The sequence below is a fragment of the Curtobacterium sp. RIT-PI-V genome, assembly GCF_025642935.1.
Lineage (GTDB): Bacteria > Actinomycetota > Actinomycetes > Actinomycetales > Microbacteriaceae > Curtobacterium.
Window position 1 is genome coordinate 18,289 of sequence record NZ_JANZKM010000029.1, and the last position, 21,570, is coordinate 39,858.

Consider the following 21,570-nt stretch of genomic DNA (forward strand, 5'->3'; position numbering starts at 1 on the left):
GACTGGGCAGATGCATGCACACGAAACCACCGTCGATGGCGTCGGCTCGGCCCGCGACTGGTGGGAGCAGCGGTACGCCGAGCGCGACGGGATCTGGTCAGGCCGGGTGAACGCGGTGCTGGCCGACGTCGCCGCGGCGTTGCCGGTCGGGCGCGCGCTCGACCTCGGCTGCGGTGAGGGCGGTGACGTCGTCTGGCTGGCCGAGCACGGCTGGGACGCACTGGGAGTCGACCTGTCGGTGACGGCGATCGAGCGCGGTTCGCGGGCATCCGTGTCGGCCGGGGTCGAGGAACAGACCGCGCTCGTCGCCGCCGACCTCGCCACGTGGGAGACGGCTGCGCGCTTCGACCTGGTGACGGCGTCGTTCCTGCAGTCGTGGCCGGTGGAGATCCCCCGCGCGGAGATCCTGCGCCGGGCGACCGGGTTCGTCGCACCCGGCGGGCACCTGCTCGTCACCGCGCACGCTGCCCCACCGCACGACGACCTGCCGGCAGAGATGCGGGATTACCGGTTCCCGACGCCCGACGAGGACCTGACGGCCCTGCAGCTCGACAGCTCGTGGGACGTCGTCGCCGCCGAACTGCGGCCGCGCACCGCGACGACGCCCGACGGCGATCCGCACGAGGTGCTCGACAGCGTGGTGATGGTCCGCCGTCTGCACGGGTAGCGTCGGAGCGGTGAGCACCGACGACCGCGTCCGCACGATCGAGGTGGGCGCCGTCGAGGTCGCGGTCGAGCGCGACGGCGCCGGCATCACCGACACCTCGTCCCCTCGCCCGTACGTGCACCCGGTACGGACCCTCGGCGGCACCGTGCTGAGCGCCCACCACCCGGCCGACCACGACTGGCACTGCGGTGTCGGGGTCGCCATCCCGGACGTCGACGGCGTGAACTGCTGGGGCGGTCGCACCTACGTGCACGGTCGGGGCTACGTGTGGCGCGACGACCACGGCCGTGTCGACGTCGTGCGCGCCGAGCAGCGCCCCGCTCAGTACGGCAGCAGCACGACACAGGAACTCGTCTGGCGCGGCCCCGACCACGCAGTCGTCCTGCACGAGGACCGCACACTCGCCTGGCGCACCGTCGACTCCGGGTGGGAACTGACCTGGTCGTCGTCGTTCCGCACCCCCGGCGATGCGGTGGTGCACCTCGGCGGTCCGGGCAGCAACGGCCGGGTCGGCGCCGGGTACGGCGGGTTCTTCTGGCGCTTCGCCGACTGCACCGACGTGGTCGTCCGGACCGCTGACGCGCAGGGCGAAGCGGCGGTGCACGGCTCGGTCGCGCCCTGGGTCGAGTGGTCCGCGGTGTTCGAGGGAGCGCCGGCGACGATCCGACTCGAAGCGCTCGACCACCGCGATCCCTGGTTCGTCCGTGCCGCCGAGTACCCGGCGATCGGTTCGGCCCTCGCCTGGCGTGTGCCGGCGCTCGTGCACCCCGGCGTCCCGCTCGTCCGCTCCTTCCGCGCGACCATCACCGACGGCACGACGGCCACCGACGCTGCGACGCCGGGCGGCAATAGGCTGGACCGATGAGCACCGCAGACTGGGAAGCCCGCGTCGCCGCACTCTGGGCCGACGACACGATCGACGACCAGCAGCGCATCGACCGCATGCGCGACCTCGCCGGCACTGCGCCGCACCCGGCCCTCGGCGCGTTCGAGCTCGGCGGCGCGAACGACTCCGGCGGCCACGAGGCCGAGGCCGACGTCCACTACGCAGCTGCCACCGCCGCCGGACTCGCGCACGTCGATCCCGCCCGAGCTGCGCAGATGGTCGTGCAGCACGCCTCGACCCTGCGGAACCTCGACCGCGTCGACGAGGCCATCGCGATGCTCCGCGACGCCCCGGAACACCCGTCCACGGGTGCCGCGCCGAAGGTGTTCCTCGCGCTCGCGCTGCACAGCGCGGGCCGTCACGACGAGGCACTGCGTGTCGCGATCGAGGCCGTCGAGCCGACGCTCCCCCGCTACCACCGCTCGGTCCGCGCCTACGCAGCTGCCCTCACCGAGTGAGTTGCACGAGCCGGGCGGCGGTGACGGCCCGGCTCGCGGAGACGCGCACGAGCCCCGGAACGGGACAGGTCGACTGACGCCCAGTGAGGCGCTCCCTCCCCACGGGCCGAGCGTGCTTCGGCTGAACCGACAGGGGCAGTGCCCGATCAGCCGGGATCGACTTCACGCCCCGTCGATCCCGCCACCGCGCCCGCCGGCACCCACTCCCGCCGCCCGCACGCGGGCGCACGGGCACCCGGGCGGGCGCACGCGCGGGCAGGCGGCCGCCTTCGGGCGGGATCGACGCACGGGGCGCGACCGCAGGGCGGACGGGAGGCAATGGGCGGGCCCGCACCGGGCCTCCCGTCCGTCAGCGGCGACCGTCTAGGGCCGCGCGCCCTCCTGCTGCCCCGTCACCTGCGCGACGGGCAGCGAGTCGCTCGTCGTGCGGAGCGACTCCTGCCGGATCTCGAGCTGCGTCACGGCGAGGGCGGCCAGGTCGTGCAGGTTGGCGAGGTCGGCCTCGGTCGCCTGCCGCGGCTTCGTGTCGAGCACCGCGAGGGTGCCGATCGGGACGCCGTCGTGCCGCACGAGCGGCACGCTCACGTAGAACCGGATGCCGAGCGCGCCGGTGACGAGCGGGCTGTGCTGCATGTCCGGGTGGATCGACCCGTCCGGGATCACCACGGGGACCGCGACGGGCGCGAAGCCGTTGCCGAAGTTGATGTTGCGCGCTGCCTCGTCGACACCCTCGGCGATGTACGACTGCGACCAGGCGCGGTCCTCGTCGAGCACCTCGACCAGGGCGATGGGCGCGTCGAACAGGCGGGCGGCCATCGCGGTGGTGCGGTGCAGGGCCTCGTCGGGCAGGGTGTCGAGCGTCGCCGGTCGGGCCGTGTCGGCGTCGGCTCGAGGTGCACCGGCAGCAGCGGCCGGAGCCGCCGCTGTGGTGTCCACGACGTGGTCGGTGCCGGCGGTCTCGGCGATGACGACGTCGCGCAGCAGCGTCACGAGCTCGGCGCCGCCGGGGCGTGCGGCCGGGTCCTGCGCGGTCATCGCGCGGAGCAGCTGCTTCCAGTGCTCGGGCAGGGGATCGGGCACGACGGGGTCGCGGGACAGCCGGGCGACCGCGGACTCGACGAGCGAACCGGGGAACTCGCGGCGGCGGGTGAAGCATTGCAGCAGCACGAGGCCGAGCGAGTAGACGTCGCTCGGGCTCCCGACGTCGCCGCCGCGGGCCTGCTCGGGGCTGAGGTACGCGGCCGTGCCGGTGGTGACGCCGTCGGCGGTCATGCGTTCGACGCCCGCGGCGAGCGCGATGCCGAAGTCGGTGAGCCGCGCGCGGGCACGGTCGGAGTCGTGGCCGTAGTCGACGAGCAGGATGTTCGACGGCTTGATGTCGCGGTGCACGACGCCGTGGCTGTGGATGTAGTGCAGCGCCTCGGCCATGTCGTAGCCGATCTCGGCGATGTGGCGGGAGGCGAGCGGACCGACGGCGAGGCGTTCCTCGAGGTCCTGGCCGACGACGAGCGCCATCACGAGGTAGCGCTGGTGGGTGCCGTCGTGGCCGGTGACGACGCCGGTGTCGAGCAGGCTGACCAGGTTGTGGTGCTCGAGCGAGGCGAGCACGCCGAGCTCTGCCTCTTGCCGGGCGATGTCGACCGTGCCGGCGTGGAACACCTTGACGGCGACGGGGCGGTGCAGGCTCTCGTCGATGCCGCGGTACACGACGGACATGCCGCCCTGGCCGATGGCGTGTTCGAGTCGGTAGCGCCCGTCGAGCAGTGGGGCCGCGGACTGGGGGTCCTCGGTCGGACTCATCGAACCTCGTTCTCGGTGCGGGCAGGCTTCGGTGCATCTTCCCATCCCGACGGGGATCGTGGTGGCCCGCGGCGTTCTCCGGATGGACACGCCGGCCACTCGTACGGTGCCGCGTCGCAGCAGTACCTCGACGCCATCAGCGAGGTCGACGGGTACGTCGGGCAGCTGCAGACTGCGGTGCAGGCGCGCACCACGTACTCGTCGGAGCAGTGGTCGTTCATCGTGACCGCCGACCACGGGCACACCGACGCCGGCGGCCACGGCGGCAGCACCCCGGCCGAGCGCTCGGCGTTCATCATCAAGACCGGCCCCGGCATCACGAAGCAGACCCCGGCGATCCGTCCGAAGAACGTCGACATCGCCGCCGACGTCCTCGCCACGTTCGGCGTCGCCCGCTCCGCCGAGCTCGACGGCCGTCTGCTCGCGACCGCGTCGGCCGACCCGTTCGACACGATGGTCGGCGCGCTGAAGCCGCGCTTCGACGAGTCCGGGATCCCGGCCTCGACGCTCGGCTGGACGAAGAGCATGCCGACCGGCTGGAGCGTCGACAACACCGGCATGGGCACCGGCAGCGTCACCGAGTGGGCCGGCTGGACCCTGACCGACGACGACTTCTGGACGCAGTCGCAGCGCGACCAGACCCGCGAGGCCAACGTCCGCGAACGCGGTGTCTTCGCCGTCGCCGACTCCGACGAGTGGGCGGACAAGACCCACACCGGCACGTTCTCGAGCCGCATCACCTCGCAGCCGTACTCGGTCGTGGGCAAGACCCGCGCGACCATCTCGTTCGGCAACCACTACCGCCAGGAGGGCGGGCAGCAGGCCACCGTCCTCGTCTCCTTCGACGGAGGCGCGTTCCGGCAGGTCGCGTCGTACACGACCGACCAGATCGCGCAGGTCGCGTCGGTCCCCGTCACGGTGCCGTCCGGTGCGGAGCAGGTCCGCGTCCAGTGGGCGCTGACCAACGCCGACAACGACTGGTACTGGGCGATCGACGAGCCGCAGGTGCGCTGAGCCGGACCATCACCACCGGTGCGTCGCCACCGTGCTCACCCGCAGGTCCTCGAACGTGCTCGTGAACCCGGCACCGCCGAGCGAGATGAGCCCGATCCTCGGCGCGCTCCCGAGGTCCGCCGTCCACGTCCCACCACGGACGAAGTGCCGCCCGTCGACGCTCGTCCAGGCGGTGTACCGGTGCTCCCCGCCGACGACCCGGTGCACGATCCGGAGCGTGGTGGAGTCCCCGACCGGTCCGACGACCGTGTTGCCGTAGCTCGGGGCTCCGGCCGGCTGCCCGGAGACCTGCTTGCCGAACTCCGTCTGCCGGGTGTTGAAGATCGAGTTCGACGTCAGACGGACGTAGTTGCCGTCGTCGCCCCACACGATCAGTCCGCCCTGCACGTAGTTCACGCCGTCGCCGGTGGCAGGGGTGTCCACCGCGACGGTCGTCTGCACCACGTAGTCGCCTCGCGGTGCCGGTTCGGACAGCACCGAGGCGAGTGGCGTCGCCGGTGGGTGGATGTCGGCGTCCTGCGTCTGCCAGCGGAACGTGCCGCCGCCGACGGTCCAGGTCGAGCGGTCGGGTTCACGGGTCCAGCGGAGCGCCGTGGGGAGCGTGCTCCCGTCGAACGACGTCGACAGCGCGCGGATGGTCCGTCCGGGCACGTCGACGGGTGCGGTGGTCGCCCGGTAGGTCGCACGCTGTCCCGGCTGTGCGACCGGCCCCGGCTGCACCGTGTCGGACGGTCCCGCTCCGCCCCGCACGACGGGCCAGCCGTGCCGCCAGTCGAGCGGGTCGATGAGCGCCGGCCGCTTCGTGTACGTCGGCTGCCCCGCGTAGTACGGGTCGCGGCGGTCGACCGCGTGGTAGATGATCCAGTCCTGGCCGGCGAGGTCGGTGACCACCGTGTTGTGCCCGGCGCCGACCCAGCGGTTGCCGTTCTGCGCGAGCAGGGGTGTCCCGCCGACCCGTGTGCTCGTGATCGCGACACCGTCCTGGTCGGTGAAGGGTCCGAGGGGGCTGCGCGACCGGGCGACGAAGACGCCGTACCCGGTCAGGGCGCCGTTGCAGCAGTTCGTGGCGGAGCCCATGAAGTACCACCAGCCGTCGTGGCGCATCAGGTAGGCGCCCTCGTACCGGTTGTCGATCGCGATCTGCCGCTCGGTCGCGGGGTCGGAGCGGAGTCCGTCGGCGCTGAGCGTGCGGACGTTGACGCCGCCGAAGTAGCTGCCGAAGTACAGGTACGTGGTGCCCTTGTCGGAGATGACCTCGGGGTCGAACGCCCAGCGCGCCCCGGTGCCGTTCGCGGCGGTCTGCGGTGCCACGACCGGGCCGCCGGAGTCCTTCCAGGGACCGGTCGGGCTCGAGCTCGTCGCGACGCCCACTGCCGAGCCGCCACCGGTCGGCGCGGTCGCCGAGGGCGTGTCCGACGCGGCGTAGTACAGGTACCAGGTGCCCGCGCGACCGCGGTCCCCGGCCCGGTACACGACGTCCGGCGCCCAGATCCCGTTGGCGGCCCCCACCCACGCCGGTCGCGTCGGGAACGCGTCGTTCACGTACGTCCAGTGCGTCAGGTCGGTCGACCGGTAGGTCGGCACGCCGTGCTGCACGAGCGACCCGTCGGCGTTCTGCTCCGTCGCCGTCAGCGCGTCGGTGGTGCAGTACAGGTACCAGTTGCGGTCGCGCCCGACGCCGCGGATCGCGGTCGGGTCGGCGCAGCTCGCCGCCGTCTCGCCGTCGGGCAGGCTGAGCGCGACCGGGTTCCGGTGGGTCGGCGCCGCCGCGCCGTGTCCCGTGCTGCTGTGGCCGGTGGTCCGGTCCGCCACGCGCGTGGACGCTGCGGCGGGGCCGACCGGGAGGCCCGTGGTCGCGACCGCCGTGAGCGTCGCGACGGCGAGGATGGTTGCGACTGTTCGGCGCACGGGGTCCTGCTCTCATCGTCGAGGAAGGGCTGTGTGCGCGAGGGTACGCTCGCGGGCAGCGGACCGGGCCGGTTCCGTCGGGTTCCGCGCGACGAAGGAGTCAGCGATGCCCGCGAGGTTCGTGTACTGGATGAACGTGTCGATCGACGGTTTCGTCGAGCGCGACGCCGGAGAACTCGGCGACGTCGATGGGCCCGAGTGGATGCGGATCGGCGAGCCGCTGCACCGCGAGTTCAACGCCCGCGCCGCGGCGATGACCCTGTCCGTCGAGGGTAGGATCGTCCGCGACATGATGGACCCGTTCTGGCCGGATGCCCGCACCGACGAGTCGATGCCGGCGTTCATGCGCGAGTACGGCGAGGTCTGGACCGACCAGCCGAAGGTCCTGGTCTCGCGCACCCGGACCAGCGCTGACCACAACACCCGGATCATCGGGGGCGACGACGCGATCGCGCAGCTCGCCGTCCTGCGCGAGGAGTCCGAGGGCGACATCGGCGTCGGCGGCCCGAACCTCGCGACACAGCTGCTCGATGCGGGGCTGCTCGACGAGCTGTTGCTCTACACGCACCCAGCCGTGCTCGGTGCCGGTCGGCCGCTGTTCGACCCGCCGGAGACGGGCGTGCGACCGCCGGTGCTGCTGGACCTGCTCGAGCAGCGGGAGTACCACAACGGGGTCACGCTGCACCGCTACCAGGTGCTGCGGTAGTCACTCCCCCGAGGGGCCTGGACCGATGATGACCAGGCGCCAGGCACTCGGCCGATCGCTGTCGAAGTCGTTGAACGCGACGCTGTCGACGGCCTTGCTCGATGACAGCTCGATCCGGTGCGGGCTGTCGCGGCAGTCCATCGGATCGAGTTCGATGCTCTGCGATCCGCCCGGCAGCACCGTCCGCACGATGCCGCGCATGTGACCGTTGCCGTAGCAGGAGAACTCGAGGTGGTCGATCGTCCGCGAGTCCGGGAACTGGACGCGGACGCCGGGCTCGAGATGGGCCGGGTCCTCGTCGCCGGGGCTCGTGTCGGCGCTCAGCACCCCGAGGACCGCGTCATCGGTCTCGGTTCTCGCCTCCTGCTGCGTCTTCCACCTGCCGAGGGCTTGCTCGTCGACGGGCGGGGCCGATGTGCAGCCGGCCAGCAGGGCCACGACGGCGAGCGCCGGCAGGACCAGGGCGGGGAGGTGTCGCACGCCGTGAGCCTAGCGAGGCCAGGGGCCAGTCGATGCAGGCGCAACGAACGACGTCCCACCCGTCGATCGACAGGTGGGACGTCGCAGAACGCGTGCGCGCTCGCTCGGGTCAGACGTCGCGTCGACGTGCGACCGTCAGCGCGAGTGCACCCACGACGAGCACCTCGGCCGCCAGGACACCGAAGCCGCCCCAGCCGTTCAGGACGATGTCGTCCTGGCTGGCTTCCTGTCCGTCGTAGGAGTACGCGAAGAGCTGACTGCCGGCCTGGTCGGGCAGGAACTTCATGATGTTGACCGGCCACTCGAGGTTCATCAGCCCCGCCATCAGCGACAGGACCACCGGCAGGACCAGCAGGATGCCGAGCGTGATCGCGATGCCGCCGGCGCTCGACCGGACCAGCAGCCCGATCCCGTAGGCGAGCAGGGCGAGCAACGTCAGGTAGACGGACGACCCGAGGATGGGCAGGAACACCGCCGGGTTGCCGATCTCCGGCTCCACACCGTTGCCGGCCAGCAGCGGCAGCGAGATGAGCACACCGATCCAGGTCGCGACGGCACTGACCACGAACGTCGTGACCGCCAGGACCACGGCCTTCGCGAGGATCACACCGGTGCGCCGGGGGTCGGCCGTGAACGTCGAGCGGACCTGACCGGTGCCGTACTCGCCGGTGATGATGAGCACGCCGAGCACGCCCACGACGAGCGACGAGAGCAGGACGCCCACGGTGTTGACGTTCACGAGGGTGCCGTTGGCGATGTCCGTCGGCATCTGGTCGCCACCGCTGTTGGTGTTCGCACCGACGAGTGCGGCCATGCCGATCGTCACGAGCACCAGGATCGCGTAGCACCAGAACGTGGACCGGATGCTGCGCAGCTTGATCCACTCGCTCCGCACCAGGTGCGGGAACGACAGGCGGGTCGCACCGTGCATGCGGGTCGACGGCGTGGTGGGCGAGGTGGTGGCGCTCATCGGGTGCCCTCCGATCGGTACTCGACGTCGTCGCGGGTGAGGGCCATGTAGGCCTCCTCCAGGCTCGCGCCGGTCGGGGTGAGTTCGTGCAGTGCGACGCCGGCCTGGGCGGCGATGTTGCCGACCGTCGGTGCGTCGGGACCGACGACCAGGAAGGTGCCGTCTTCGCGCGGGGTGACCGTCGCGTTCGGGCCGATGGCCTGGAACAGCTGGTCGGGCGACGGCGTCCGGACGATGACCCGGCTGCCACCGCCGGCGGCGCCCGGTGCGGTTCCCCCACCGGCGACGAACTCGGCGATCGGGGCGTCGGCCAGGACCTTACCGCGGCCGAGCACGACCACGCGGTCGGCGGTCTGCGCCATCTCGCTCATCAGGTGGCTGGACAGGAACACGGTGCGACCGTCGGCGGCCATCCGGCGGGCGAGCTGCCGGACCCACAGCACGCCGTCGGGGTCGAGACCGTTGACGGGCTCGTCGAGGATCAGGGTCTTCGGGTCGCCGAGCAGTGCGGCAGCGATTCCCAGACGCTGCCCCATGCCGAGCGAGAACCCGCCGACGCGCTTCTTCGCCACGGACTCGAGGCCGGTCATGTCGATGACCTCGTGCACGCGGGCCTTCGGGATGCCGTGGGTCGCCGCGAGCGAGAGCAGGTGGTTGTAGGCGCTGCGGCCCGAGTGGACCGCCTTCGCCTCGAGCAGGGCGCCGACCTGTCGGAGCGGGTCGCGGAACGTCGTGTACGGCTGGCCGTTCACCGTCGCGCTCCCCGCGGTGGGCCGGTCGAGGCCCATGATCATGCGCATCGTGGTGGACTTCCCGGCGCCGTTCGGCCCCAGGAAGCCGGTCACGCTGCCGGGTCGGACGACGAACGAGACGTCGTCCACGGCGGTCTTCGGACCGTACTGTTTGGTGAGGTGGCTGACTTCGATCACGGCGGCCACGCTATTGCAGGGGTGTCCGGCGGCGCGTCCGTCGGAAGGGGGATGTGTCAGGCGCGCGGGGGCCGAAGCCGTTCGGCCTAGCCTGACGCCGTGGAGCAGGCACAGGACGACGGACCGTTCTTCCACGGCACGAAGGCCGACCTCGTACCGGGCGACCTGCTCACCGCGGGCTTCCGGTCGAACCACCGCCCCGAGGTGGTCATGAACCACGTCTCCTTCACGGCGGTCTCCGACGGCGCCGGGCTCGCGGCCGAGCTCGCCGCCGGAGACGCCGAACCGCGGGTCTACGAGGTCGCGCCGACCGGCCCCTGGGAGGACGACCCCAACGTCACCGACGAGAAGTTCCCCGGCAACCCGACCCGGTCCTACCGCAGCACCGAACCGGTGCGGATCGTCCGCGAGGTCACCGACTGGCCCCGACTCACGCCCGACGCGCTGCGCCTCTGGCGCGAGCGCCTGGCCGCGCTGCGCGCGGACGAGCGCGGCGAGATCATCAACTGAGCCGGCTGGCGGGACGGGAGGCGCGGGGCGGGGCCGCCACGGGCCTCCCGTCCGCTTCGCCCTGGTCTCAGTGCCCCGAACGTGCCCTGCGGACGTCAGCGGCTGAGCGCGTCGCTCGTCGTGACGGTCGCGAAGCTGCCGTCGAGCGCCGCCATGAAGGCGGCGTGGACGCTCGCACCCGGGACGGTGACGCCCCCGAGCGTCAGGTCCGGCGCGGCACACGCGTCGGCGACCACGGTCGCGGTGAAGCCGAGCTCGTGCGCGGCCCGGGTGGTCGAGTCGATGCACATGCTGCTCATCATCCCGACGATCGTGACCTCGTCGACTCCGGCGTCGGTCAGCAGTTCCTGGAGCCCGGTGCCGATGAAGCTGTTCGGCTCGTGCTTCTCGAGGACCGGCTCGCCGTCGACGGGCGCGACCGCCGGGTGGAAGTCGAGGCCCGGCGTGCCCGGTACGAAGAACGTGGCGCCGGGGTCGGTGGACACGTGGAAGACGTGCACCACCAGGTCGCCGGCGGCGCGGAAGGAGTCGAGCACGGCGCGGGCGGCGGTGGCAGCGGCCTCGGGTCCGACGAGGGGGAACGCCCCACCCGGGAAGTAGTCCAGCTGGATGTCGACGAGGAGCAGCGCGCGGGTCATCGGTTCAGTATGGCGGGCGGCGGGCTCCAGGCCGGGCCGTGTCCGGGCTGTTCGTCGCCGGGATCGCGGGCGAAGGCGAGGCTCTCCGCGATGATCGAGAGCACGACGTCCACCTCGTGGTCGTCGCGCGGCCCGTAGACGAGGAACTCGGTGCCGTGGTCCTCGTACTGGTGCGGGGTCGCCCACCCGAGAGCGGTGAGCTCGACGCCGCGAGCCGCCGGCAGGCACAGGTGCACCGAGGTGTCGTCGACACCGTGCAGGTGCACGGGTTCGAGACGCCCATCGGGAGCGAGCGACGTCCACGGCACGACGTGGTCGGCACGGTCGCGGAGGAACAGTGCGCGCGACGACGCCGGCGAGACCTGACTGTGCCCCTCGACCACGTCCGGCAGTGCCAGTGCGTCCGCGACGAGTCGTCCCCACTGCTCCGGGGTCGCGCGGTCAGTGAGCTGACGCTGTGGCCCCTCTTCGGACACGGACGGGCGGACACCGGGGCGAGGTGTGGAGATCACCGTTCGACGCTACCGGCGCGCTCCGCCGCCGCGGGTCACGGTTTGGCGCCGTTGCCGAACGAGCCGTGCAGGGTCGTGTCCGCGAAGGCCGTCGCGTCGATCACGGCGCGGACGCGGTCGAGGACGCCCTGGTCCTCCGAGTCCACGCCGATGACGAGCGAGCCGTAGTCGACGCGCATCGTGTACGGGATCGAGGCCTCGAGCCCGGTCACGTGCGGGGTCGCGGCGAGGGTCGCCAGTCCCTGCGCCACCACAGTGGACGTCGACGTCGGGATCTGCTGGTCGAACGTGCCGTCGTAGTGGACGGTGCTGGCGATGTGCCCCTCGTCCGCCGGCACGGTCAGCGTCAGGGAGACGCCGGTCCACGCCAGCTCGGTGGCCATCGTCGTCGGGACGGCTCCGGCCTGAGCCGGGGTCGCGCCGGCGTCCATCGTGACCGTGAACCGCGATGCGAAGTGGTTCGACGTGACCCACCGGGTGGAGCAGGTCGGGTCCGGGGCGGAACTGGGGGTGTTGGTGGTCGTCTGCGTCGCCTCAGCGACGGCCGGGAGCGCACGGACCTGCCGGAGGGCGGTGCGCACCTGGCTCGCGACGGCGGGGTCGAGCGTCGGCGCCGGGGTCAGGTCCGGTGTCGGGTTCGGATTCGCCGCCTCCGGTGCCGGCGCTTCGTCGCTCGGACACACCGCTGTCTCGGAGCCGCTCGATCCACCGGACCGCAGCGCGTCGCGTGCCAGTCCTTCGGCGGCCGAGCACGCTGTGAGCGGCACGGTGCAGGCCAGGGCGACGAGGAGTCCGATGACGAGACGAGAGCGCACCGACCCAGTCTCCCTGCCGCGTGCTGCACGCCGGAGCCGGACGGGCGCGCTGTGTCCCGGGTGCTACCCGGCGCTCCTCCGACGACGAGAGAGCTGCCCGTCCGGTGCCTGACCCGAACAGGGCCGGACGGACAACTCCTGATCCCGTTACTGCGAGTTGTTCGGAACCGGGCGCCGGATCGATTGCCCGGACGTACGAACGCGCCCACGTCGAAGTTCGGGTCGACGACGAGGGCGCGTCCTGTAACGGGTCATGAACGACCGGACTCCTTCGGAGCCCCCGTTCGAGGGGTTTGGTCCGGACTGATCTCCGACTCAGCGCTGCTGGTCGTCCAGGTCGAGTGATGAGGTCAGTTCCGGGAACGCCCGCGCCTGTTCGACGAGCTGCTGCGCCTTCCGCACGACCCCCTCGACGCTGTCCGCACCGGCGACGAGGCGCACCGGTGGTGCGGACATCTCCGTCAGGGCAAGGAGCGTCCGGGCGAGCTTCGCCGGATCGCCGCTCTGCTTGCCCTCCATGCCGCGGAAGAACTCCTTGGTCTGGTCCGACGAGGACCGGTAGTCGTCGAGGTGGACGTCGCCCCAGAACGTGGAGCTGCCCTCCGCGAGCAGGTCGGTCCGGAAGAAGCCGGGCTCGACGACCGTGGTGTGGATGCCGAACGGCAGGACCTCGTCGTGCAGCGCTTCCATCCACCCCTCGAGCGCGAACTTCGACGCGGCGTACGCGCTCCCACCGGCACCGGCGACGATGCCGGCGGTCGAGCTGATGCTGATGACCCGACCGGAGCCCTGCGCCCGCATGACGGGGAGCACCGCGCGGGTGACGTTCATCGCACCGAAGAAGTTCGTCTCCATCTGCGCACGGAACTGCTCCGGGGAGACCTCTTCGAAGAACCCGCCCTGGAAACTCCCGGCGTTGTTCACCAGGACGTCGATGCGGCCGAACCGCTCGATCGCTGCGTCGACCGCGCTCCGGACGGTGCGCTCGTCCGTGACGTCCAGCGCGACGGCGAGCAGCTCATCGTGCGTGCCCACCGCTGCGACGACACGTTCCGGGTCCCGCCCGGTCGCGACGACGTGGTGTCCGGCGTCCAGGGCGGCGCGCGCGAACTCGGTGCCCATGCCGCGGCTGGTCCCGGTGATGAAGAAGGTCTGGGGTTCGGTCATGCCCCCAGCGAAGACCACTTTCGTGCAGAGAGTGAGGCTCTGCCGAAACGGGGTCGAGCAGAACCTCCCTTCCGACGCTCGAGCCGCCCTAGCGTCAGGGACATGGACCCCCTCGTGACCACGACCCCGTCGGCTCCGTCGGCTCCGCCGACCACTCCGGTTGCCGGCGACCGGCTGCCGTGGTTCCCGCTCGCACTGCTCGCGGCGATCGGGTTCGTGCTCGTCGCCATGGAGACCATGCCCGCGGGGCTCCTGCCGGTCATCGCGGACGGCATGGGGACGTCCGAGGGCACGGTCGGACTGTTCGTCAGCGCCTACGCGATCGGCACCGTCATCGCCACGGTGCCGGCGATCGCACTCACGCGGGGCCTACGCCGCAAGCCGTTGCTCACGACGGCCATCGCCGTGCTGATCATCGCGAACACCCTCACCGCGTTCGCCCCGAACGTGACCATCGCGCTCGTCACGCGGTTCGTCGCCGGCGCGGTGTCCGGGATCATCTGGGGCATGTTCGCCACCTACGCGCGGCGCATCAGTCCCGCGCGGTTCGCAGGCGTCTCGCTCGCCATCGTCTCCACGGGCGCCCCCGTCGGCTTCGCGCTCGGCACGCCGCTCGGGTCGTTCATCGGCACCGCCCTGGACTGGCGCTGGTCGTTCATCGGCCTCAGCCTCGTCGGGGTCGTCATCCTCGCGCTGATCGCGGCGTTCGTGCCGGACGCACCCGGCCAGACCGGCGCTGCGAAGCTCTCCGTGGTCAAGGTGTTCCGCATCCGTGGGATCGCGATCATCCTCGCCGTCATCGCCACGTGGATGGTCGCGCACAACACGATCTACACCTACATTTCCCCGTACCTGCGGGTGACCGGCACCGACCTCAGCGCCGGACTCGTCCTCCTCGTCTACGGCATCGCAGCGATCCTCGGCGTCGTGATCACGGGCGCGCTCCTCGACCGGCATCCCCGGCCCCTGCTGCACCTGAGCGTCGGACTGTTCGTCGTCACCGGCGTCGTCCTGCTCGTCGGTCACGCATCGCCGGTCGCCGTCCTGGTCGCCGCCGTCCTGTGGGGAGTCAGCTTCGGTGGTGCCTCGACGCAGCTGCAGGCGGCGCTCACCACGGCCGGTGGGGAGAACGCCGACGTCGCCAGCGCGTTCCTGCCCGTCGCGTTCAACATCGCGATCTTCGTCGCCGGGGTCTTCGGAGCCGCGCTGTTGACCGTGTTCGACGGACTGGTCCTGGCGGTGGTGATGATCGTCTTCGGGGCGATCGCGGCGGTGCTCACCCTGGTCGGTCGGCGATCGGCGTTCCCCGCGCGCCTCTAGTCGGAGACCTGTAGCAGCGGTCGAGGCCGCCGGCACCGCCACGTTTCACCCGTTGACGGGATCGCCGCCCCACGTCAGGTCGCTGTCCTCGTCGACCGGGAAGGCCTCGAACCGGTCGTCGGCCAGGACCGCGTCGACCATGGCACGTGACCCGGCGACGATCGTCGAGTCCCAGTCGATCTCCGACGCGAGCACCCAGGAGTGGTCTTCCGGCCAGAGCATCTGCGGGGTGTGGGCGAGGTCGACCACCGTCCCGATCCGAGCGCGGTCCGGCCACGTCGGGTCGGCGAGCTGCGGCAGGGTCATCGAGAGGAGGAAGCACTCGCGGTGCGGCCATGGGAAGAACTCGACGGCGAGGGCGGCACGGATCGCGGCCTGCGCATCGTCGTGCTGCGCCTGGATCTCGAGCGCGTAGCGGCGCATCGCCTCGATCTCCTCCGCGGTGGCCTGATCGGCGCCCTGCCACCCGACAGCAAGCGTCGACCCCCCGCTCAGTTCGCTCCACCCGCTCCAGATCGCCGCGACCAGGTCGTCCGGTGTCGAGGTCGATGCCGCGAGGTGCTCGGTGAGCGCAGCAAGCAGGATCGGCTCGAACCAGCCTTCCTCGGGCGGGTGGACGCGCCAGCCGTCCTCGAACACCAGATCGGACTCGTCGGTCCGGCCGGTCAGGCTCCGCCACTGGACGAGTGGGTGCACGATGCCGCCCGTTCGCGATGCGACGTCGGACCACCGCCACCGGCCGGACTCGAGGACGGGGTGGTCATCCCGTTCGTCGACGGTCGAACGGTCCTCGCGGTCCGCCGACACCGGGTGGAGGATGCGCGCGGAGGCCTCGAACCCGGTTCCGGCTGTCCCGCCCACGGTGCCGAACGTTCCCGCCCGGGCGAGCAGCCAGGCGCCGCGGGACACGTCGGTGATCAGTTCCACGTGCCGAGCCTAGGACGAGCCCCGACCGACACCGTCCGCGTGCACCAGCAGCGTCGGCAGAGCCGGGGCCGGATCCGTCGCGAGCCGAGCGTGGGTCTCCACGTCGAAGCGTTCGACGCCGTACCGCAGCTTCTGTCGCTCGGTGCCCTCCGCGGCGAACCCGGCGGCACTGGCGACCCGGCAGGACGCGGGGTTGTTCACCCGGTGCCCGAGCTCCAGGCGGAACAGCCCGACGCCGAACGCCCAGGACGAGACACTCGCCAGCGCCGCCGTCGCCAGTCCGCGTCCGCGTCCGCCACGCGCCAGCCAGTAGGACGCCCAAGCCGTCCCGTGCCGGAACTCGATCGCGGTGAGCCCGACGTTCCCGATCACGACACCGTCGTCCACGACCGCCCAGTTCTTTGCGCGGTCGCCGAATCCGAGGGAACGGCTGATGTGCTCGCGCGACTGCGCCTCGTCGCGCAGATCGGCGTCGGGGAACTGCGTTTCCAGGTCCGGCGTCGTCCGCCGGGCGAGGAGCAGCGCGGGTGCGTCGTCGACCGACCACGGGCGCAGAGCGACCACCATGTGATCAGCCGACGGCGGGCGGCCGCGGACGGGACGCGCGCAGTGCCGGGAACTGCTCGTCGCGCCACTCACCGTCGACGGGCACGCCGCTCACGGCCGCACGTTCTTCGCGCTCCCGCAGCTCCACGCGTCGGATCTTGCCCGAGATGGTCTTCGGCAGCTCCGCGAATTCGACCCGACGCACGCGTGCGTAGGCCGGGAGCGCGGTCCGCGCGTACGCGAGTACCTGTTCGGCGGTGTCCGCCGTCGCCTCGAACCCGGCGGCGAGCGTCACGTACGCCTTGACGACGTTGAGCCGGGCGTCGTCCGGGGCGGGAACGACGGCGCTCTCGGCCACGGCAGGGTGCTGCAGTAGGGCGCTCTCGACCTCGAACGGTGACACCTTGTAGTCGGACGACTTGAACACGTCGTCGGTCCGGCCGATGAACGTCAACTCCCCGTCGGCGTCCCGGACCGCGATGTCGCCGGTGTGGAAGAAGCCGTCGCGCATCGATGCCGCAGTCCGGTCGGGGTCACCGAGGTACTCGGCCATCAGGTTGACCGGCCGCTCGTCGAGGTCGAGGCAGACCTCGCCCTCGTCGCCGGGCTGCCCGGTGACCGGGTCCAACAGCGTCACGGTGACACCGGGCAACGCGCGGCCCATCGCACCGGGGGTGACGGTACTGCCCGGGGCATTGCCGATGATCGCCGTGGTCTCGGTCTGCCCGTAGCCGTCGCGGATGGTCAGACCCCACGCGCGTTCGACCCGGTCGATGACCTCGGGGTTCAGTGGTTCTCCGGCCGACACGACCTCGCGCAGTGCCCGTGGGCGCGCACCGAGGTCGAACTGGAGCATCATCCGCCAGGCGGTGGGCGGTGCGCAGAACGTGCTCACCTCGGCGGCGTCCAGCTGCGCGAGGAGCGCGGCCGGATCGAACCGCGGGGTGTCGTGGACGAAGACGGTCGCCTCGGCGATCCACGGCGCGAAGAAGCAGCTCCAGGCGTGCTTGCCCCAGCCGGGCGAGCTGATCGCCAGGTGCACGTCCCCAGGCCGCAGGCCGAGCCAGTGCATCGTGCTGAGGTGTCCGACGGGGTACGACGTCTGGGTGTGCACGACCATCTTCGGCTTCGAGGTCGTGCCCGACGTGAAGTAGACGAGGCAGGGGTCGGTGGTCTTGGTGACGACGACCGGTCGTGACTCCCCCGCGGGCGCTGGTTCGCCGAGGTCCGAGGGGTACTCCGTCCAGCCGTCCACAGCGCCGCCGATCACGATGCGGGAGAAGCCCCCGCGGACGTCGTCGTACTTCGCGGTCTCGCTGCGGTTCGTGACGACGTGCGCCACGGCTCCGCGGTCGACGCGGTCCTGCAGGTCGGCGGTGTCGAGCATCGTCGACGTCGGCAGGATCACCGCCCCGAGCTTGATCACCGCGAGCATCGTCTCCCACAGCTCGAGCTGGTTGCCGAGCATGACCAGCACGTGGTCGCTCTTCCGGACGCCGTGCTCGTGCAGGCGAACGGCCAAGCGGTCGGACCGGGCGGCCATCTCCGCGTAGCTGAGCCGCTGTTCCGAGCCGGCCGCGTCGACGATCCAGAGCGCGATGCGGTCGTTGCCGGCCGCGATGACGTCGAACCAGTCGTTCGCCCAGTTGAAGGTGTCGCCGAGGTCCGGCCACCGGAAGGCGGCGCGGGCGGCCTCGGCGGACTCTGCGGAGAGCAACTGGTCACGGGCAGCGCGGTACGCGGCGGTCACGTTCGGGTTGGGCACGGACCGATCATGCCGCATCCGTCTGGTCGCCGATCCCGAACAGCCGGCGTGCGTTCCCCGACGTGAACGCATCGCGGGCCGTGTCCGAGGGGAACTCCCGCAGGAACGTCTCGATCTCGTCCGCGGAGGGCCGCTGGAACGGGTGGTCGGTGGAGAACAGCAGCCGGTCGGGCGTCGTGACGTCGAGCGCGTGCCGGAGCAGCGTGGGGCTGAGCATCCCCGAGCTGGTGATGTGGAGGTTCGAGCGGACCGTGTCGGACACCGTCCGCTCGAGTCCGGCGACCCGCGACAGGCTGTCCGCACGGTCGAGCCAGAAGAGCAGGAGCTCGCCCCAGTGGCCGAGCACGACCTGCAGGTCCGGGTGTCGGTCGAAGGTGCCCCCGACGATGAGGCGAAGTGCCGCGCGTGCCGCCTCGAGGTGCCACCCCCACCCGAAGGTCGCCAAGCCGAGCTCGACCATCGGGTCGAACCCCTTGTACGCCGCCTGACGCAGGCGCTTCGACGGGACCTGCGGGTGGATGAAGACCGGCTGACCCAGCGACGCTGCGGCGGCGAAGAGGTCGTCGTACCGGCGATCGTCGAGCGGCACCTCGCCGGTCCGCCCGTAGACCATCGCCCCCACGCAGCCGAGGCCGGCGGTGCGCTCCAGTTCGGCGACGGCAGCGCCCGGGTCGGCCATCGGCAGGGTCGAGAACGCGCGGAACCGTTTCGGGTGGTCCGCGACCGCCGCGATCGCGATGTCGTTCGCCTGCCGACTGAGCGGGATCGCGTCCGCGGCATCGAGCGGCTGCGCTCCGGGCGGCGCGAGGGACAGCACCTGGACGTCGATCCCCTGTGCGTCCATCGCTGCGAGCCGGGCGTCACCGAGGTCACGGAGCAGCTCGCCGTTGTCGCCGAGTTCGTCCAGCGCCGTGCTCGGGTCGCGGCGGTCCTCGGGCAGGGCGTTGACGGCGTCCGTCAGGGCCGGGTGGTTCCAGTGCTCTTCGATCGCGATCAGGGTCATCGGGGTTCCTCCGTCAGGTCTCACACCGACGCGTTCACTCATCGGCGTTGAGTGAACCGTACACCTCGCTCAACGCCGTAGAGTCAGACGCATGGCCGAGACCTCACGCGACGCGAAACGCGCACAGACCGCCGAGCGCATCCGCGCAGCCGCTCGGCAGCAGTTCGGTGCGAACGGGTACGAGGGCACGACGATCCGGAGCATCGCCGCAGCTGCCGGCATCGATCCGTCGCTCGTCATGCAGCACTTCGGGTCGAAGGCAGCGCTGTTCGCGACCGCCGTGCAGCTGCCGACCACGTCGGACGGTGGGAGCGAGCGCGCGGCCGCCGACCACCTGCTCGACGTCCTGGGCATCCGGTTCGACGCGCTCCCCGCCGAGACGGCCGCGCTCGTCCGGTCGATGCTGACGGTGCCCGAGGCGGCGGACACCATGCGTGGCTACCTCGACGAGCGGGTCGAGAACCTGGCGCGCTCACTGGACGGCGACGACGCCCGGCTGCGGGCGTTGCTGACCGTGAGCGGCATCCTCGGCATCACGATCACGCAGCACTTCCTGCGCCTCAGCGCCTTCGACGGCGCGTCACGTGACGACCTGCTCCGCGCGGCGCAGGGCTGGGTGGAATCGCTCACGACGGAGGCCGGGTCACCCACTCGCTGAGCCGGGTCCGCCCAGACTGTTCAGCCACCCCTCGAGCCACGGCACGACGTCCGACAGGTCCGCCGTGTCGATCGCGGTCGATGCTGCCGCCCTGGCCGCTCCGGTCGCATTGAGAGCCAGCGCCGCGGGGACCACCTCGAAGAGTGGGATGTCCGACCGACTGTCCCCGATCGCACAGCCCCGCTCGATCGGCACGCCACGGGCCAGCGCGTACCGGAGCGCACGGTCTCGCTTGTCGAACTCGTCGAAGTGCTCCGCCACCGCCCCGTCGTAGGTGCCACCCGTGACCCCGACCCGCGGTCCGCCGTGCGCGACGAATCCGAACCGCCGCGCGAGCGACCGAGTGACCGGCTGCCACGCGAGCGACGCCAACACGGGGACGACCTGGTGCGTGCGGCACCACGCCACCACGAGCTCCACACCGGGGAGCACCGGTAGGTCGTCGAGCCAGCGGTCCACGGTCGTCGTCGATGCGCCGCGCCAGCCCGCGGCATCGATCTCGCTCACCTGTCGATTCGTGAGCGAGCCGTCGGCGTACCGACGCTCGGCCTCGTCCAGCGCGTCCCGGTGCCCGAATCGCTCCGCGAGATGACTGCTGCTCGAACCGGTCGACACGAGCGTCCCGTCGACGTCGAAGAAGACGATGCCGCGCACCGGCTCCGTCACTGCTCCCGATCCTCCGGCATCGCCGCGCGGATCGCTGCGATCGTGTCCGCAGTCTCGACGTGCAGGTGCGCCCGGATCCCCATCGCCCGTGCAGCCTCGATGTTCTCCGGCACGTCGTCGACGAAGAGGACGTCCTCGGGCGCGGTAGCGAGCTGGTCGAGTGCGATCCGGAAGGCCTCTGGCTCCGGCTTCGTGACCCCGATCTCGTGGCTGTAGCAGATCGGGTCGAACACGGCTGAGAACCCGAACCGTCGCTCCTCCTCCTGACGGGCGCCATCGCCCGAGTTGGACAGGATCGCGAGCCCGACCGTCCCGCGCAGACCGGCGACGAAGTCGAAGAGCGGCTCGTTCAAGGAGCCGCAGTACGCGTCCCAGAAGTCGGCTCGCATCGACGCGAGCACCTCGGCCGAGGCGCCGAGTGCGGCGCCGATCTTCCCCCAGTACTCGTCGTCGACCCCGGTCCGTCGCGCAGCGTCGGGCAGGTCAGCGTCCGACAACCGCGAGGAGAACTCCTCGTCCGTCAAGCCGAACGCAGCCGCCCACCTCGTGCGGAACTGCCCCGGCCATGCCGCGTCGTCGACCATCTCGAGCACGCCACCGACGTCGAGCAGCAGCCACCGCACCCCTCCGCCGGTCACGCGGAGACCTCGTCGAGTCGGCGGATCATCTCGAGCTCCCGCTCGTCGAGCGCGAGGACGTACGGCTCGCTCACCCCGGTCAGCTCGTACCCACGTCGCGAGTAGAAGGCCTGCGCCCGCAGGTTGCGCTCGTGCACGTGGAGACGGAGCGTGGTCCCGTGGCCCGAAGCCCACGCCTCGATCGCGTCGAGCAGCGCATCGGTCACGCCGGCCGCACGGCCGCGGTGCGACGGCGCGACGTACACCCCGACCAGCAACGGCCCGGCAGCGGCGTCCGGGATGAACGACCCCATCGCACCGACCCAGCGGCCGTCGGCGTCGATCGCCACGAGCGCGGTCCCGCCGGCGTCCTGACCCCGGCGACCCCGCGCACGCCACTCGGTCTCGTCGAGCTGCTCGGCATCCGCCAAGTGCTCCGCGTAAGCCATCGGGGTGTCCTGGAGCATCTCCAGGCGGAGCGCTCGGACGGCTTCCCAGTCAGCCTCGGTCGTCGGTCGGATCGTGATCCCCTGCATGGACCGAGCGTAGGACAGACAGCCGTCGGCGAAACTCGTCCGAACGGATTCCAATCGACTTGGGGCAGGGCG

At 71.5% G+C, this 21,570-nt stretch carries 24 protein-coding genes; 8 read left to right on the forward strand and 16 right to left on the reverse strand.

The annotated features are described in order from the left end of the window. The first annotated feature begins 10 nt into the window (after window positions 1-10). From OGL88_RS15175 to OGL88_RS15185, 3 genes are read left to right on the forward strand one after another with little or no spacing between them, the layout of a single operon-like run. Window positions 11-667, forward strand: coding sequence for a class I SAM-dependent methyltransferase (locus OGL88_RS15175; RefSeq protein ID WP_263091972.1), 657 nt, complete (start codon window positions 11-13; stop codon window positions 665-667). 10 nt (window positions 668-677) lie between these two features. Beyond that, the gene (locus OGL88_RS15180) at window positions 678-1,532 is read left to right on the forward strand and encodes a PmoA family protein (RefSeq protein ID WP_263091973.1); all 855 of its coding nucleotides are present in this window, start codon (window positions 678-680) and stop codon (window positions 1,530-1,532) included. After that, complete coding sequence (locus tag OGL88_RS15185) at window positions 1,529-2,011, forward strand: tetratricopeptide repeat protein (protein WP_263091974.1); 483 nt, start codon at window positions 1,529-1,531, stop codon at window positions 2,009-2,011. The genes OGL88_RS15180 and OGL88_RS15185 overlap by 4 nt, the downstream gene beginning before the upstream one ends. 363 nt (window positions 2,012-2,374) lie before the next feature. Here OGL88_RS15185 and OGL88_RS15190 read toward each other — a convergent pair whose 3' ends face one another. Further along, window positions 2,375-3,811, reverse strand: a complete 1,437-nt coding sequence (locus OGL88_RS15190; RefSeq protein ID WP_263091975.1) for a GAF domain-containing serine/threonine-protein kinase — start codon at window positions 3,809-3,811, stop codon at window positions 2,375-2,377. Window positions 3,812-3,826: 15 nt separating this feature from the next. Between OGL88_RS15190 and OGL88_RS15195 the strand changes: the two genes are divergently transcribed. Beyond that, window positions 3,827-4,825 carry an alkaline phosphatase family protein gene (locus tag OGL88_RS15195; protein WP_263091976.1) on the forward strand — a complete coding sequence of 333 codons (999 nt, stop codon included), beginning with the start codon at window positions 3,827-3,829 and terminating at the stop codon, window positions 4,823-4,825. Window positions 4,826-4,834: 9 nt separating this feature from the next. On the opposite strand, the gene OGL88_RS15200 is transcribed toward OGL88_RS15195, so the two are convergent. Then, window positions 4,835-6,733: a family 43 glycosylhydrolase gene (locus OGL88_RS15200; RefSeq protein WP_263091977.1), complete on the reverse strand. Its 1,899-nt coding sequence runs from the start codon at window positions 6,731-6,733 to the stop codon at window positions 4,835-4,837. A 106-nt stretch (window positions 6,734-6,839) separates the two neighbouring features. On the opposite strand from OGL88_RS15200, the gene OGL88_RS15205 reads away from it, so the two are divergent. After that, window positions 6,840-7,439 (forward strand): dihydrofolate reductase family protein, encoded by a 600-nt coding sequence (locus OGL88_RS15205; RefSeq protein WP_263091978.1) that lies wholly within the window; start codon window positions 6,840-6,842, stop codon window positions 7,437-7,439. Here the strand turns inward: OGL88_RS15205 and OGL88_RS15210 are convergent, their stop codons facing one another. The 3 genes from OGL88_RS15210 to OGL88_RS15220 form a co-directional block, all read right to left on the reverse strand. Further along, entirely contained in the window at window positions 7,440-7,919 is a 480-nt protein-coding gene (locus OGL88_RS15210; RefSeq protein ID WP_263091979.1) for a hypothetical protein, read from the reverse strand. 109 nt (window positions 7,920-8,028) lie between these two features. Beyond that, window positions 8,029-8,889, reverse strand: coding sequence for an ABC transporter permease (locus tag OGL88_RS15215; RefSeq protein ID WP_263091980.1), 861 nt, complete (start codon window positions 8,887-8,889; stop codon window positions 8,029-8,031). Continuing rightward, window positions 8,886-9,818 carry an ABC transporter ATP-binding protein gene (locus OGL88_RS15220; RefSeq protein WP_263091981.1) on the reverse strand — a complete coding sequence of 311 codons (933 nt, stop codon included), beginning with the start codon at window positions 9,816-9,818 and terminating at the stop codon, window positions 8,886-8,888. The genes OGL88_RS15215 and OGL88_RS15220 overlap by 4 nt, the downstream gene beginning before the upstream one ends. A 99-nt stretch (window positions 9,819-9,917) precedes the next feature. On the opposite strand from OGL88_RS15220, the gene arr reads away from it, so the two are divergent. Then, complete coding sequence (gene arr, locus OGL88_RS15225; protein WP_263091982.1) at window positions 9,918-10,328, forward strand: NAD(+)--rifampin ADP-ribosyltransferase; 411 nt, start codon at window positions 9,918-9,920, stop codon at window positions 10,326-10,328. Between the two features lie 95 nt (window positions 10,329-10,423). On the opposite strand, the gene OGL88_RS15230 is transcribed toward arr, so the two are convergent. The 4 genes from OGL88_RS15230 to OGL88_RS15245 all read right to left on the reverse strand — a co-directional run bounded on the left by OGL88_RS15230 (window position 10,424) and on the right by OGL88_RS15245 (window position 13,460). Continuing rightward, window positions 10,424-10,966 (reverse strand): cysteine hydrolase family protein, encoded by a 543-nt coding sequence (locus OGL88_RS15230; RefSeq protein ID WP_263091983.1) that lies wholly within the window; start codon window positions 10,964-10,966, stop codon window positions 10,424-10,426. Next, window positions 10,963-11,478, reverse strand: coding sequence for a luciferase domain-containing protein (locus OGL88_RS15235; protein WP_263091984.1), 516 nt, complete (start codon window positions 11,476-11,478; stop codon window positions 10,963-10,965). The genes OGL88_RS15230 and OGL88_RS15235 overlap by 4 nt, the downstream gene beginning before the upstream one ends. 35 nt (window positions 11,479-11,513) lie before the next feature. Further along, complete coding sequence (locus OGL88_RS15240; protein WP_263091985.1) at window positions 11,514-12,293, reverse strand: hypothetical protein; 780 nt, start codon at window positions 12,291-12,293, stop codon at window positions 11,514-11,516. A 315-nt stretch (window positions 12,294-12,608) separates the two neighbouring features. Continuing rightward, window positions 12,609-13,460: an SDR family NAD(P)-dependent oxidoreductase gene (locus OGL88_RS15245; protein WP_263091986.1), complete on the reverse strand. Its 852-nt coding sequence runs from the start codon at window positions 13,458-13,460 to the stop codon at window positions 12,609-12,611. A 102-nt stretch (window positions 13,461-13,562) separates the two neighbouring features. On the opposite strand from OGL88_RS15245, the gene OGL88_RS15250 reads away from it, so the two are divergent. Continuing rightward, complete coding sequence (locus OGL88_RS15250) at window positions 13,563-14,780, forward strand: MFS transporter (protein WP_263091987.1); 1,218 nt, start codon at window positions 13,563-13,565, stop codon at window positions 14,778-14,780. A gap of 45 nt (window positions 14,781-14,825) precedes the next feature. Here OGL88_RS15250 and OGL88_RS15255 read toward each other — a convergent pair whose 3' ends face one another. Genes OGL88_RS15255 through OGL88_RS15270 form a run of 4 tightly spaced genes read right to left on the reverse strand, consistent with a single transcriptional unit; the run spans window position 14,826 to window position 19,021 of the window. Beyond that, entirely contained in the window at window positions 14,826-15,707 is an 882-nt protein-coding gene (locus tag OGL88_RS15255) for a hypothetical protein (RefSeq protein ID WP_263091988.1), read from the reverse strand. Window positions 15,708-15,716: 9 nt separating this feature from the next. After that, entirely contained in the window at window positions 15,717-16,274 is a 558-nt protein-coding gene (locus tag OGL88_RS15260) for a GNAT family N-acetyltransferase (RefSeq protein WP_263091989.1), read from the reverse strand. A gap of 4 nt (window positions 16,275-16,278) precedes the next feature. After that, window positions 16,279-18,036: an AMP-binding protein gene (locus OGL88_RS15265; protein ID WP_374114452.1), complete on the reverse strand. Its 1,758-nt coding sequence runs from the start codon at window positions 18,034-18,036 to the stop codon at window positions 16,279-16,281. Then, entirely contained in the window at window positions 18,026-19,021 is a 996-nt protein-coding gene (locus OGL88_RS15270; protein ID WP_263091990.1) for an amidohydrolase family protein, read from the reverse strand. Before OGL88_RS15270 ends, OGL88_RS15265 begins: the two co-directional genes overlap by 11 nt. Before the next feature lie 91 nt (window positions 19,022-19,112). Between OGL88_RS15270 and OGL88_RS15275 the strand changes: the two genes are divergently transcribed. Next, window positions 19,113-19,679, forward strand: a complete 567-nt coding sequence (locus OGL88_RS15275) for a TetR/AcrR family transcriptional regulator (protein WP_263091991.1) — start codon at window positions 19,113-19,115, stop codon at window positions 19,677-19,679. Here the strand turns inward: OGL88_RS15275 and OGL88_RS15280 are convergent. From OGL88_RS15280 to OGL88_RS15290, 3 genes are read right to left on the reverse strand one after another with little or no spacing between them, the layout of a single operon-like run. Then, the gene (locus OGL88_RS15280) at window positions 19,665-20,345 is read right to left on the reverse strand and encodes an HAD family hydrolase (RefSeq protein ID WP_263091992.1); all 681 of its coding nucleotides are present in this window, start codon (window positions 20,343-20,345) and stop codon (window positions 19,665-19,667) included. The genes OGL88_RS15275 and OGL88_RS15280 overlap by 15 nt on opposite strands. Continuing rightward, complete coding sequence (locus OGL88_RS15285; RefSeq protein WP_263091993.1) at window positions 20,342-20,983, reverse strand: HAD-IA family hydrolase; 642 nt, start codon at window positions 20,981-20,983, stop codon at window positions 20,342-20,344. The genes OGL88_RS15280 and OGL88_RS15285 overlap by 4 nt, the downstream gene beginning before the upstream one ends. Further along, window positions 20,980-21,498, reverse strand: a complete 519-nt coding sequence (locus OGL88_RS15290; RefSeq protein WP_263091994.1) for a GNAT family N-acetyltransferase — start codon at window positions 21,496-21,498, stop codon at window positions 20,980-20,982. The genes OGL88_RS15285 and OGL88_RS15290 overlap by 4 nt, the downstream gene beginning before the upstream one ends. Window positions 21,499-21,570 lie beyond the last annotated feature (72 nt).